This is a genomic window from Vibrio sp. 10N.286.45.E10, from assembly GCF_002874195.2.
Lineage (GTDB): Bacteria > Pseudomonadota > Gammaproteobacteria > Enterobacterales > Vibrionaceae > Vibrio > Vibrio crassostreae.
The window spans coordinates 492,467-505,401 of sequence record NZ_MCWD02000001.1; the positions used below are offsets into that span (position 1 = coordinate 492,467).

Annotated in this window: 11 protein-coding genes; 1 reads left to right on the plus strand and 10 read right to left on the minus strand. The window is 45.1% G+C overall.

From position 1 onward, the window contains the following. Positions 1 to 127 precede the first annotated feature (127 nt). The 9 genes from BCU34_RS02030 to leuS all read right to left on the minus strand — a co-directional run bounded on the left by BCU34_RS02030 (position 128) and on the right by leuS (position 10,569). Positions 128 to 1,309 carry a serine hydrolase gene (locus BCU34_RS02030; RefSeq protein ID WP_017067140.1) on the minus strand — a complete coding sequence of 394 codons (1,182 nt, stop codon included), beginning with the start codon at positions 1,307 to 1,309 and terminating at the stop codon, positions 128 to 130. Positions 1,310 to 1,402: 93 nt separating this feature from the next. Continuing rightward, complete coding sequence (locus BCU34_RS02035; protein ID WP_102480760.1) at positions 1,403 to 2,242, minus strand: septal ring lytic transglycosylase RlpA family protein; 840 nt, start codon at positions 2,240 to 2,242, stop codon at positions 1,403 to 1,405. Positions 2,243 to 2,245: 3 nt separating this feature from the next. After that, complete coding sequence (gene rodA, locus BCU34_RS02040) at positions 2,246 to 3,367, minus strand: rod shape-determining protein RodA (protein WP_048607962.1); 1,122 nt, start codon at positions 3,365 to 3,367, stop codon at positions 2,246 to 2,248. After that, on the minus strand, positions 3,367 to 5,259 hold the full coding sequence (gene mrdA / locus BCU34_RS02045; RefSeq protein WP_102432275.1) for a penicillin-binding protein 2: 1,893 nt from the start codon (positions 5,257 to 5,259) through the stop codon (positions 3,367 to 3,369). The genes rodA and mrdA overlap by 1 nt, the downstream gene beginning before the upstream one ends. 6 nt (positions 5,260 to 5,265) lie before the next feature. Then, positions 5,266 to 5,736, minus strand: coding sequence for a 23S rRNA (pseudouridine(1915)-N(3))-methyltransferase RlmH (gene rlmH / locus BCU34_RS02050; protein WP_004735246.1), 471 nt, complete (start codon positions 5,734 to 5,736; stop codon positions 5,266 to 5,268). 3 nt (positions 5,737 to 5,739) lie between these two features. Then, entirely contained in the window at positions 5,740 to 6,057 is a 318-nt protein-coding gene (rsfS, locus tag BCU34_RS02055; RefSeq protein WP_004735247.1) for a ribosome silencing factor, read from the minus strand. 64 nt (positions 6,058 to 6,121) lie between these two features. Further along, a complete protein-coding gene (gene holA / locus BCU34_RS02060; RefSeq protein ID WP_102480761.1) occupies positions 6,122 to 7,147 on the minus strand; it encodes a DNA polymerase III subunit delta in 1,026 nt (341 codons plus the stop codon). A gap of 12 nt (positions 7,148 to 7,159) precedes the next feature. After that, positions 7,160 to 7,813, minus strand: coding sequence for an LPS assembly lipoprotein LptE (gene lptE, locus BCU34_RS02065; RefSeq protein WP_102480762.1), 654 nt, complete (start codon positions 7,811 to 7,813; stop codon positions 7,160 to 7,162). Positions 7,814 to 7,992: 179 nt separating this feature from the next. After that, complete coding sequence (gene leuS / locus BCU34_RS02070) at positions 7,993 to 10,569, minus strand: leucine--tRNA ligase (RefSeq protein ID WP_102480763.1); 2,577 nt, start codon at positions 10,567 to 10,569, stop codon at positions 7,993 to 7,995. Between the two features lie 263 nt (positions 10,570 to 10,832). On the opposite strand from leuS, the gene BCU34_RS02075 reads away from it, so the two are divergent. Continuing rightward, positions 10,833 to 11,303, plus strand: a complete 471-nt coding sequence (locus BCU34_RS02075) for a zinc ribbon-containing protein (RefSeq protein ID WP_102480764.1) — start codon at positions 10,833 to 10,835, stop codon at positions 11,301 to 11,303. Positions 11,304 to 11,409: 106 nt separating this feature from the next. Here the strand turns inward: BCU34_RS02075 and lnt are convergent, their stop codons facing one another. Then, entirely contained in the window at positions 11,410 to 12,927 is a 1,518-nt protein-coding gene (lnt, locus tag BCU34_RS02080) for an apolipoprotein N-acyltransferase (RefSeq protein ID WP_102432278.1), read from the minus strand. Positions 12,928 to 12,935 lie beyond the last annotated feature (8 nt).

A 12,935-nucleotide genomic window follows, 5' to 3' on the forward strand; every position in this document is an offset into this window, starting at 1 on the left:
TGAACTCAAGATCAACAAAAGCCGCACATGGCGGCTTTTGGCTCACTAATGAGTAAATCATGAACTTACTCATTAGGTTAGCTATACAACAAGCTTAGGTTTTACTTAGAACAAACCTTTGGCTGGTTTAGAATAAACCCTTGAACAGAAGAACTAGGTAGTCCCATAGGCGGCTGAATAGGCTGCCTTGGTCTACATCTTCAAGTGCTAGTAGTGGGTATTCAGCAACGTCTTCACCGTCGACTTGGTAGAATAGTTTACCAACTACATCGCCTTTGCTGATTGGCGCTTCTAGCTCTTTCTCAAGTACGAAGCTTGCTTTTAGGTTCTTAGCTTGGCCACGAGGTAGAGTTACGAAAGTATCTTCATCGACACCTAGCGCAACTGTGTCCTTGCTACCCATCCAGATTTTCTCTTCTACGAAGGTTTCACCCGCTGTATGTGGCGCCACTGTTTCGAAGAAACGGAAGCCGTAGCTAAGCAGTTTTTTGCTTTCTGTTTTACGAGCATTAGCATTCTTGGTGCCCATAACTACAGCAACTAGGCGCATTTTGCCTTCGGTCGCTGAGCTTACTAGGCTGTAACCTGCATTGCTTGTGTGGCCCGTTTTGATGCCATCAACGTTCATGCTCTTATCCCATAACAGACCGTTACGGTTGTATTGGGTGATGCCGTTGTAAGTGAATTTTTTCTGCGAGTAGATACGGTACTCATCAGGAACGTCACGAATCAGCGCCTGACCAAGTAGCGCCATATCGTAAGGCGTTGAGTATAGGTTCGGGTTGTCTAGACCGTGCACGTTAGCAAAGTGCGTGTCTTTCATACCGATAGAGCTTGCCCATGCGTTCATTAGGTCAACGAATGCATCTTCAGAGCCGGCGATGTGTTCAGCCATGGCAACACAAGCATCGTTACCTGACTGAACAATGATACCGCGGTTCAGTTCTTCAACTTTAACCGTTGTACCTACTTCAACGAACATCTTAGATGAATCTGGGAAGTTTTTAGCCCAAGCATTTTCACTGATTACAACATCGTCGTTTAAGTTGATGTTGCCACGCTCTAGCTCTTGGCCAATTACGTAGCTCGTCATCATCTTGGTTAAACTTGCTGGAGAAAGTTGAGTATTCATCTCTTTCTCTGCTAGTACTTTGCCTGAATGGTAATCCATCAGAACAAAACCTTTAGCGGCGATTTGAGGTGCATCAGGAACAACAATAGGAGCGGCGAATGACGATGTAGCTATCGTTGCAGAAAGAGCAACAGAAGTAGCAAAAATCGATTTAACAAGTTTATTAGATTTAATCATTTTGAATGCAATTATTTGGTGAACTATTCATATATTAACAGAATCACTCTGTCACACCAGAGCGCTGATTACCAGAAGTAACTGTTAGATTAATTAGCGAGTTAGGGTGTGTTTTTTTATATAAGCTGACGGGTAACCCATTAGCTTAACTTGTTCTAATTTTTCTTGAGTCAGAGCATAGTCATGAAATGGCCCAATCATCAGACGGTAGTTGTCATCATTTGACTGCAAGAACGTTGCTACTTCTAGTTTTTCGGCTAGATCTTTAGCTAACTTCTCTGTTCTATCTTCATGTGGAGATGTGGCAACTTGAATAATAAATTGTGGCAAAGCGGCCTTTTTCTTAGCGTCGGTTGGCATAGCTACAGTAATGACTTCTATCTCAACATTTGCAGTGCCGGTTCTTAATACATCGAGCTTGTAAGCGGCCGCATAACTAAGGTCAATGATTCGGCCTTCATGGAATGGACCACGATCATTGATACGAACAATCGTGGTTTTGTTATTGTCGGTATTGGTCACTTTTACGTAGCTTGGAATCGGCAATGTTTTGTGTGCTGCAGACATCGAATACATGTCGTAGATTTCGCCATTAGACGTTAAATGACCATGAAATTTCTTACCGTACCAAGAGGCTTTTCCTTTCTCGGTAAATCCTTCCGTCTCCTTGACGATCTTATAGTCTTCGCCACGCAGAGTGTAATCCGTGTTACCACCTAAACTATAAGGTTCATACTGAGGGTGAGCATCTTCTAAATGCTCTACCGAGATCGGTGCGTCTGGCGCAATATCTGAATCAATATCGTAGCGACCTGTTGGCTTATGTGAAGAACAGCCATTGATTAAAATCGCTAGCCCTAAGATAGAGGCTATTTTTTTGAATGGCAGCTCATCAACCAGGGATGCTTTTTTTGAGAACGTTGTAATAGACATCGATTAGGTCGCCTTTGAGAATGCTTTTCTGTGTGTATGGATTGACATTAAAATACCAAAACCAGCCATAAGGGTAACCATTGAAGTACCGCCATAACTGACTAGAGGAAGAGGAACACCAACCACAGGTAGAATGCCACTTACCATGCCAATGTTTACAAAAATGTAGACGAAGAAGCTCAGTACAATACTGCCGCCCATCATTCGGCCGAATGCGGTTTGAGCTTGGCTAGCAAGCACTAAGCCACGTCCAATAATAAACAAATAGATAGCAAGCAAGAACAAGATACCAATCATGCCCCACTCTTCGGCAATTACCGCAAAAATGAAGTCGGTGTGGCGCTCTGGGATGAACTCTAGTTGAGATTGAGTGCCTTGCAGCCAACCTTTTCCTGATATACCACCAGAACCTATCGCAATCTTACTTTGAATGATGTGGTAACCCGCACCTAATGGATCTGATTCAGGGTCAAAAAGGGTTCTTACACGTACTTTTTGATATTCACGCATCAAGAAGAACCATAAGATTGGGATAAACGCCCCCAACGCGATTGCCGCACTAGCAATGATTTTCCAACTGATACCTGCCAGGAATATCACGAAGATACCGGATGCGGCGATAAGGATAGATGTACCTAAGTCGGGTTGCTTTGCGATTAGAATCGTCGGTACAAATACCATCACTAGCGAGATCGCTAATGTTTGGAAGGTAGGTGGAAGTGAACGCTTACCGATAAATCGTGCCAGCATCAAAGGCACTGCAAGCTTTAATAGCTCTGAGGGCTGGAATCGAACAAAGCCGAAGTTTAACCAACGCTGGGCACCTTTCGAGGCTTCACCAAAGAACAACACGCCTAATAGTAAGATGACACCACCAGCAAACAGCAGTGGTGCCAAGGTCTCATAAGTGCGAGGTGAGATTTGCGCTAGGAAGATCATCACACCTAAAGATAGAGCCATACGCATTGCTTGGCGATCCATCATAGCAAGACTTTGTCCGCTTGCGCTGTACATGATCAGTAGGGCAAAGCCCATTAAAACCAGAATGCCGAGCAAAAGCGGCAGGTCGATATGCAGCCTTTCGAATAGGGCTCTATTTCGTCCAGTTGAAGGATCAAGTTTCATTATTTAATTGGCTCACTTTGATAATCTTCTGCAAGGATAATATGGTCTAAAATTCTTCTTACTACTGGTCCGCCGTTAGACGAACCGCCACCTGCGTTCTCTAGAACGATAGTCACGACTGCTTCAGGATCTTCAAAAGGCGCGTAACCCGTAAAGAGGGCGTGATCGCGTAAGTGCTCTGCGATTTCATCCGCGTTGTACTCTTCATCTTCTTTTAAGCCGAATACCTGCGCGGTACCCGATTTACCAGCAGTTTGGTAAGACATCTTCTGGAATGAACGTCTTGCGGTGCCTTTCTTACCGTGGTTAGCCAGCCTCATACCTTCCTGAGCGATGTCCCAATACTTCTTCTTAACTCCGGTTAGCGGTGGGTAAGTTTCAATATCCGACATAATTTGTTCATCGAATGGGCGGCCGTTATCAATGGTTGAACGAAGTAGATGAGGGGCTGTTACTTCACCTTCATTCACCAAAACTGATGTGGCTTTTGCAATCTGCATTGGTGTTGCTGTCCAGTAGCCTTGTCCAATGCCAACAGGGATGGTGTCACCTTGGTACCAAGGCACACGGTGTCTTGCCATTTTCCAATCACGAGTTGGCATATTGGCTTTGCTTTCTTCATAAATATCGATGCCAGTGTAGTCACCAAAGCCGAACATCATCATCCATTTGGATATGCGGTCAATTCCGAGATCATAAGCAATTTGGTAAAAGAAAGTATCCACTGACTCTTCAATCGCTTTCTCTATATCAACGACACCGTGCCCCCAACGCAACCAGTCACGGAATGGTCTGGTTTTAGAGTTCGGGATCTTCCAGTAGCCAGGGTCGTTACGTGTGGTATTCGGTGTAATGACACCTTCTTGCAAAGCCGCAACAGCAATGAATGGCTTGATCGTCGATGCTGGTGGATAAATACCTAGCGTTGCACGGTTAACTAAAGGTCGGTCTTTGTCTTGAAGCAGTGCGTTGTAACCTTTAGAGGATATACCATGTACAAATGCATTTGGGTCGTAGCTTGGGCTAGATACCATAGCTAACACGCCATTGTCTTTCGGGTCGAGAACGATAGCTGAACCACGGCGGCCATCAAGTAACTTATGTACGTATAGTTGTAGCTTGATGTCCAAGTTGAGCACGATATCTTTACCCGGAACCGAAGGTACAAACTTAAGGGTACGGATCACTCGTCCACGGCTGTTTACTTCGACTTCTTGATAGCCAGCGGTACCGTGCAACATGTCTTCGTAGTAGCGTTCAATGCCAAGTTTACCGATGTCGCGAGTCGCTTGGTAATTGGCGTCTTTCTCTTCTCGTGCTAGGCGCTGCATATCACGGTCATTGATGCGCGATACATAACCAATAACGTGAGTCAGCACATCACCATAAGGGTAAAAACGTTTTAACGTGCCAGTGACCTCAACACCAGGGAACTTATGTTGGTTTACAGAAAAGACCGCAACCTGTTCTTCTGTAAGTTGGTTCAGAATCGGTACTGACTTGAAGCGTCGTGAATTACGACGATCACGATTAAAACGCTCGACACGTTCTGGTGGGACCTCGATTAACGCTTGTAGGCGGGCGAGCGTGTCATCCATATCTTTTATTTTTTCTGGTGTGATTTCTAGATTGAAAACAGGGCGGTTTTCAGCAAGAAGTACACCGTTGCGATCGTAAATCAAACCTCGGTTGGGTGCGATTGGAACGACCTTGATACGGTTGTCGTTAGAGCGGGTTTTATAGTCCTGATATTGGTTGATTTGAATGTTGTAAAGATTCATAACCAACATCGACATCATCACTATGATCCCTGCAAACGCAACAAAAGCACGGCTAGTAAATAGTCGTGCTTCTGCTTTGTAGTCACGGATTTGGCTACGTTTACGTAACATTAACGCTTATTCTCGATGATAAGGGTGGTTAGCAGTGATGCTCCAAGCTCGATACAAGCTTTCAGCCATGATAACGCGTACTAATGGGTGAGGGAGAGTAAGTGCCGATAGAGACCAACTTTGATCTGCTGCCGCTTTACATGCAGGTGCTAGTCCTTCAGGCCCGCCAATAAGGATAGAAACGTCGCGTCCATCCAATTTCCAACTTTCCAATTGCTCTGCCAGCTGAGGGGTATCCCATTTTTTACCTGGGATATCAAGCGTGACAATGCGGTTACCTTTCGGAACCGCTGCCAACATTGCTTCGCCTTCTTTTTGAAGAATACGTGCAATATCCGCATTTTTACCGCGTTTACCCGCAGTGATTTCAATGAGTTCTAATGGCATATCATGAGGGAAGCGGCGTTTATATTCTTTAAAGCCTTCTTCAACCCACTTTGGCATTTTTGTACCAACTGCGATTAACTGGATCTTCAAAGCTTAGCCCCAAAGTTTTTCTAGTTGGTACAGTTCACGATGCTCTTCTTGCATAACGTGGAGCATGCTTGTGCCCATATCTAGAACAACCCATTCACCTTCTTGCTGGCCATCCATGCCTAGTGGTTGCATGCCTGCTTTACGTACTTCATCAGCAACATGCTGTGCAATAGAAGCAACATGGCGCTTAGAGGTGCCAGTACAAACAATCATGTAATCAGTCACACTTGATTTGCCTTCTACATCGATAGTCACAATCGATTCTGCTTTCATGTCGTCGGCTTTGTCTGCAAGAAAATCTTTTAGTTCTTCACGTAACACGGGGTGTTCCTTTAATCTGAATTTAGCTTTTTAGGGGCTGTTGACCCTAGAATATACCACGCTTTTATGCGTGAAATGGTATTGAAGCTGAAGGGATACAAAACTCTACGCTTAACTGATGAATTAGTGGCCAAGGCGACTGCTCATATTGAGTCTTTGTCATCAATTCAGCTTGGGTGAGCAACGCGAACAAAGAGTGTAATTGAGAAATCGAAACTCTTGTTAGCGCGGCGTTATAAAGAGGCTTTTTAGATTGCCAGATGCGGTGTTTGTCGAAGACTTGACCAATCGGCATCTGTTTCATTTGTTGCTGCATTTGCAACAACAGGGCAAGTTCACGTTGGATACTACGCAGTAAAATGACTGGCTCTATACCCTCGGCTTCTAGCTGACGCAGGATCCGTTGTGCTCGGTTTCCTTTGCCTGCTAATAACGCATCACTCCAATGGAATGGAGTAAAATGGTTATGGCGACTCAGCGATTCTTCTAAGCGTACTAGTGTGAGCTTTCCATCTGGGTATTGGAGAGCCAGTTTTTCTAGGCTTTGGGTTAGTGCAAATAGGTTACCCTCATGCCATTGTGCCAGCATTTGAATCGCTTCAGGATCTGGCGTCAAACCGATTTGACGGCAGCGAGCTTGGACAAACTGAGGAAGTCGACTGACATCTGGAGTCAAGCAACTGACCCAGTGACCTTGATTCGAGAGCGCCTTAAACCACTTCGCGCTCTCTTGAGCTTTGGTTAGCTTAGTGCCGACCAAGATCAATAGGATATCACTGTGGATATGCTCGGAGATCGCGAGTAGCTCTTTTGCTATCGCGGCATTGACGCCTGACTCTGGTAATTCAAGTTCGATGACTTGACGGCTAGAGAACAGGCTCAGTGCTTGAGTGCAGTCGTAGACTTGATTCCAGTCGAGGCTGCTATCAATAGCAAAGCGGTGACGTTCTTCAAAACCTTGTTGTTTTGCAGCTTTTTGAATTGCTTCTCGGCTTTCTTGTAATAGCAGAGGCTCGTTACCAAAAATGAGGTAAACACTGATTAGCTGTTTAGCAAGTTGCTCTGATAAGCGGTCAGCAAAAATACGCATCAAATAAACCTATTACTCAGCCGGTTCGCTAAGTGTTGGTTGCTCTTCTGAAGCCGGTACGATCTCAACGTCGTCAATTTCAACATTCTTGATGTTGTATTGCTTTTCGAGCTCTTTCACTTGAACGTGTTCTAACGCTTCTAAATCCATGCTATCAGCTGCGATGTTCGCTTTTAGTCGAGCCATTTGACGTAGGATTTGGCTTGTTGCCAACTTGCGCATCTCATCTTCAATCATGTCTCGTTCAACCGACTTCGCAAGTGCAGTCAGTGGGTTGTCTAGATAACTACGGGTTACACTGGTTGAGAATGTCTTTGAGCCAAGGTCTGGGATAGTTACGCGATACGAAGCATAAAACGTAAGTTCAATTTCAGCAGCACGAGTGTTTTGGTATAGAGAAAGGGTACGCTCACCAACGCTCTCACTAATAATGTGTAGGTTAGGGGTATTTTCAGCAGGTGGCACGATTTCTACATCATTCATGCGTAGCTGACCTTTCACCATACGTGTAAACGTACTGTATTGGTCATAACTGGTTACGGAGATCTTGTTGAGTTCTTCTGGTACGGAGTAATCACCACGCAGGTGGAAACCACACGCACTTAACAGGCTGACGGTTAAAACAACAATAGTAACTTTCAATGAAGATAGTGAAATCAGGCGCATTATTTGATGGCTCTCATGAAGGTAGAATACTTATTTAAAGGCTTTAGCTAGATTGAGTTGTTAGGCTCAAATCTAAAGCGCTTAAATAAGTAGACAGGGCAATTAGCTACCCTGTCTACAGACTGCTTTTGATGAATTAAGTTCGTTAATTCTTTAGCAATTGCACTGTACTAACGAAATTAGTTAGCAACGATGTTTAGAAGCTTACCAGGAACGAAGATAACCTTACGAATCGTTAGGCCATCTAGGAACTTCTTAGCGTTCTCATCGTTTAGACCAAGTTCACGAACTTGCTCTTCTGTCGCGTCAGCAGCAACCGTTAGCTTCGCACGTAGCTTACCGTTGATCATGACAACGATAGTCTTCTCGTCTTCAACTAGCGCTTTCTCATCGAAAGTTGGCCATGTTGCTGAGTCTACGTTTGATTCACCAAGTGCAATCCACATTTCGTAAGAGATGTGTGGAGTCATAGGGTAAAGCATACGAACTACTGCTTTTAGCGCTTCATCAAGAATTGCACGATCTTGTACAGACTCTTGAGGTGCTTTCGCTAGCTTGTTCATTAGTTCCATGATTGCAGCGATAGCTGTGTTGAACGTTTGGCGGCGGCCAATATCGTCCGTTACTTTCGCGATAGTCTTGTGGATATCACGACGAAGTGCTTTTTGGTCGCCAGATAGCGCAGAAGCGTCAACAGATTCAGCTGCACCTTTAGAAGAATGAGCGTGAACCAATTTCCAAACACGTTTAAGGAAGCGGTTAGCTCCTTCAACGCCAGACTCTTGCCACTCAAGCGTCATGTCTGCAGGTGATGCAAACATCATGAATAGACGTACTGTATCAGCGCCGTACTTGTCTACCATCTCTTGTGGGTCGATACCGTTGTTCTTAGACTTAGACATTTTGATCATGCCTGAGTGCTCAACTTCGCGGCCTTGATCGTCGACTGCTTTTTCGATGCGACCTTTACCGTCACGTTCAACCGTTACGTCAGTCGGTGCAATCCACTCTTTGGTGCCTTTTTCGTTTTCGTGATAGAAAGCGTCAGCCAGAACCATGCCTTGACATAGTAGTTGCTTGAACGGTTCGTCAGACGTCACGTAACCAGCATCACGTAGAAGCTTGTGGAAGAAACGAGAGTAAAGCAGGTGCATACAAGCGTGCTCGATACCACCAACGTATTGGTCAACTGGTAGCCAGTAGTTTGCTTTCTCTGGATCTAGAATGTCGTCTGCTTGTGGTGAACAGTAACGTGCGTAGTACCAAGAAGACTCCATAAACGTATCGAACGTGTCAGTCTCACGTAGAGCTGGTTCGCCGTTGAACGTTGTCTCAGCCCAAGATTTGTCTGCCTTGATTGGGCTAGTTACGCCATCCATTACCACATCTTCAGGAAGAATTACTGGTAATTGGTCTGCTGGGACAGGGTGAACTTCACCGTCTTCAGTGGTTACCATTGGGATTGGAGCACCCCAGTAACGCTGACGAGATATACCCCAGTCACGTAGACGGAAGTTTACTGTCTTTTTACCTTTACCTTCAGCTTCAAGCTTCGCAGCAATTGCATCGAATGCTTCTTGGAACGCAAGACCATCGAACTCACCAGAATCGAACAATACGCCTTTCTCGGTGTAAGCCGCTTCAGACACATCTAGCTCAGAACCGTCTTCAGGTTTGATTACTGGGATAATGTCGATGCCGTACTTAGTTGCGAATTCGTAGTCACGTTGATCGTGAGCAGGAACCGCCATTACCGCACCTGTGCCGTAATCCATAAGAACGAAGTTTGCTACGTAAACAGGAACAACACGACCGTTAAGAGGGTGGATAGCCGTTAGGCCAGTATCCATACCTTTCTTTTCCATCGTTGCTAGTTCAGCTTCAGCAACTTTAGTGTTACGACACTCTTCAACGAATGCAGCAAGCTCTGGGTTGTTCTTCGATGCTTTCTCTGCAAGAGGGTGACCTGCAGCGATACCCACGTAAGAAACACCCATCAGTGTGTCTGGACGAGTTGTGTAAACTTCCAGTGGCGCTTCTTCGCCGTTGACAGCGAAAGACAGCTCAACACCTTCAGAGCGGCCGATCCAGTTGCGCTGCATGGTCTTAACCATTTCAGGCCAACCTTCAAGGTTGTCGAGATCGTCTAGTAGCTCTTGAGCGTACTCCGTGATTTTAATGAACCACTGTGGAATTTTCTTTTGCTCTACTGGAGTATCACAACGCCAGCAGCAACCGTCTTCTACTTGCTCGTTTGCTAGTACTGTTTGGTCGTTTGGACACCAGTTAACAGAAGATGTCTTCTTGTAAACCAGGCCTTTTTCGTAAAGCTTAGTGAAGAACTCTTGTTCCCAACGGTAGTACTCTGGAGTACATGTTGCGAATTCACGGTTCCAGTCGTAACCAAAGCCTAGAAGTTTAAGCTGGTTTTTCATGTACTCAATGTTTTCGTAAGTCCATGGTGCAGGCGCTGTGTTGTTTTTAACAGCTGCGTTTTCTGCAGGTAGGCCGAATGCATCCCAACCAATTGGCTGCATTACGTTTTTGCCTTGTAGACGTTGGAAACGAGATACCACATCACCGATGGTGTAGTTACGCACGTGACCCATGTGCAGTCGGCCACTTGGGTAAGGGAACATAGAAAGACAGTAGAATTTTTCTTTGTTTGGGTCTTCACTTACAACGAAAGTTTCGCTGTTATCCCAGTGTTGTTGAACCTTTTGTTCAATCTCTTGCGGGTTATATTGTTCTTGCATCGATGGTATCCGGTTATCTTGGAATTTGTGAGTTCGGTTAGAACAGAATCTTACAGATCGTCATAGAATACCTAAAGGAGCTGAGTACAACAATAGTTATACCCTTCATACTTGCAGTTGCTACCTAGTAGATTGTGTAATTTTCACTGAATTTCGCAGGGCAACTATACTTAAGAGTATGAATTGCATTTGTTTGTGAGCGGGAGTGCATTGCAGCGCACCCGTTTGCTCACTAAAAGGTTGGTTATCTTAAGGAGGTTGTTATGCCGAAGAAAAAAGCGCTCTATGAAGAAGTAGTCGAAGAGGTGATTGAAACGCTGAAGCATAGTCCTGAAGAGCTCAACAACAAAATCGAAACGTCAGGCAAGTATGCGAAAGCAGCCAACGACATGACCAAAGATGAACTATCGCTGATTTCTGCCTACGTGAAGTCGGACTTAAAAGAGTTTTCTGAAAGCTATGAAGAGAGTAAAAGTGGTCAATTCTATTTGATGATTGCAGACTCTATTTGGCAAGGACTGTTGGATATCACTGACCGCACTAAGGTGGAGTGGGTTGAACTGTTCCAAGATTTAGAACATCAGGGGCTGTATCAAGCGGGTGAAGTCATAGGCTTAGGAACCTTGGTATGTGACGAGTGTGGTCACCAAACTGAATATAACCACCCAACCAATATCATTCCATGCATTAAATGTGGTTCTAAAGGGTTTAGTCGTAAAGCCCTTAAGCCGTAAGCTCCTGAACCATAATACAGTATCAACGTAAAACCACAGCAATAAAAAGGGTTGACCCAGTCAGTCAACCCTCCAATCACCTTTCGTCGAATCTCGAATCTCGAATCTAGCTTTTTGGCTTTCTTATTAGCCAACCAATCACCAAGCTGAGCATCGCCCATATATACAGTGGCCAAGTACCTATTGTGTGATAAGGCGTTTGACCATCCGTTGAAATGAGTTCAGCTTTTAATACGGCCGTTTCAAACTGAGGCACTTGTTTGATGATGTTGCCTTTGTAATCTGTCACCGCCGTCACACCATTGTTGGTAGAGCGAATAAGCGGCTTACCAAGCTCCAGAGCCCGCATTTGTGCGATTTCCATATGTTGCAATGGCCCAATCGAACGACCAAACCACGCATCGTTGGAGAGCGTGAGGATAAAGTCAGTCTCATCAGTCACATTCTGTCTAACTTGATCATTAAAGATGATCTCGTAACACAACGCAGGCGCAAGATGACGACCGTTGGCCACGATGTTTGGTTGGATGAAATCACCACGACTGAACGAAGACATTGGCAAGTTAAAGAATGGTGCCAATGGGCGCAATATGTCCTCAAACGGTACAAACTCACCAAATGGCAGTAGGTGATGTTTATGATAGCGCTCGTCTGGATCGTAGCTGTATTCACCGTATGGGTTTACACCAAGTGAGAGAACGCTGTTGTAGTACTTCTTGTCTTCAGACTGATTCAGTACACCTGTGATGATTGAGCTGTTATTCATCTTAGCAGCGCTGTCTAAGTTGCGCAGAAAAGAGGGTATCTCGACTTCAAAAGCAGGAATAGCGGCTTCAGGCCAGATGATGATATCCGCATCCCAGTTTTCTCTGCTGAGGTCGGTGTATTTCATCATGGTCGGCCAGCGATGACTTGGTAGCCATTTACTGTCTTGATCGACGTTGCCTTGTATTAAAACGACTGACGTAGTTTTTTCCGGGTTCGGCGTGACCCAATCGATATTTCGAATACCAAAACCTGCGCTAAATACGACGGCGGGAATGATAGCGATACTCCAAGCCCTGTTAACAATCGCATAAGCGAATGCAGAGGCTGAAACAATGATCGCTAGAGTTACTAGCTCTACGCCGCCAATCGGTGCAAACGAACTTAATGGCGAATCGATTTGGCTGTAGCCCAACCAAAGCCAAGGGAAGCCCGTCATTACCCATCCACGTAGCCAATCACTGACTAACCACAATGCTGGAGCAGCGAGGAAAAAGCGGCTTAGATTATTAACAGGGAAGAACTTGTTCAAACTCCAGGTAAACAGACCTGAATAAACAGCTAGGTAGCCAACGAGCAATGCCATCAAAAATAGATTAGCCGCCAGTGGCATGCCACCAAAACCATCAATGCTGACGTATACCCAGCTGATACCTGTCGTGAATTGGCCTAAACCCCATGCGTAGCCAATCCAAAGCGCGCTTTTAGGAGAGCGGTTGTGGATCAGTAACAGCAACAAAGCTGGGCTGAGAATAGCAAGAGGCCATATGGAGTATGGAGCGAATGAAAGGGTGGTTATAGCGCCAACAAAAACGGCCGCAAGCGGCCGTAATAGGCGATGAATAAAGGTCTTAGTCATCTAATTTC

What these genes read in the sequence shown, in the direction of transcription:
- BCU34_RS02030 (WP_017067140.1), bottom strand. Translation starts at nt 1,309, where the DNA reads ATGATTAAATCTAATAAACTTGTTAAATCGATTTTTGCTACTTCTGTT.
- holA (WP_102480761.1), bottom strand. Translation starts at nt 7,147, where the DNA reads ATGCGTATTTTTGCTGACCGCTTATCAGAGCAACTTGCTAAACAGCTA.
- BCU34_RS02075 (WP_102480764.1), top strand. Translation starts at nt 10,833, where the DNA reads ATGCCGAAGAAAAAAGCGCTCTATGAAGAAGTAGTCGAAGAGGTGATT.
- rodA (WP_048607962.1), bottom strand. Translation starts at nt 3,367, where the DNA reads ATGAAACTTGATCCTTCAACTGGACGAAATAGAGCCCTATTCGAAAGG.
- lptE (WP_102480762.1), bottom strand. Translation starts at nt 7,813, where the DNA reads ATGCGCCTGATTTCACTATCTTCATTGAAAGTTACTATTGTTGTTTTA.
- mrdA (WP_102432275.1), bottom strand. Translation starts at nt 5,259, where the DNA reads ATGTTACGTAAACGTAGCCAAATCCGTGACTACAAAGCAGAAGCACGA.
- lnt (WP_102432278.1), bottom strand. Translation starts at nt 12,927, where the DNA reads ATGACTAAGACCTTTATTCATCGCCTATTACGGCCGCTTGCGGCCGTT.
- leuS (WP_102480763.1), bottom strand. Translation starts at nt 10,569, where the DNA reads ATGCAAGAACAATATAACCCGCAAGAGATTGAACAAAAGGTTCAACAA.
- BCU34_RS02035 (WP_102480760.1), bottom strand. Translation starts at nt 2,242, where the DNA reads ATGTCTATTACAACGTTCTCAAAAAAAGCATCCCTGGTTGATGAGCTG.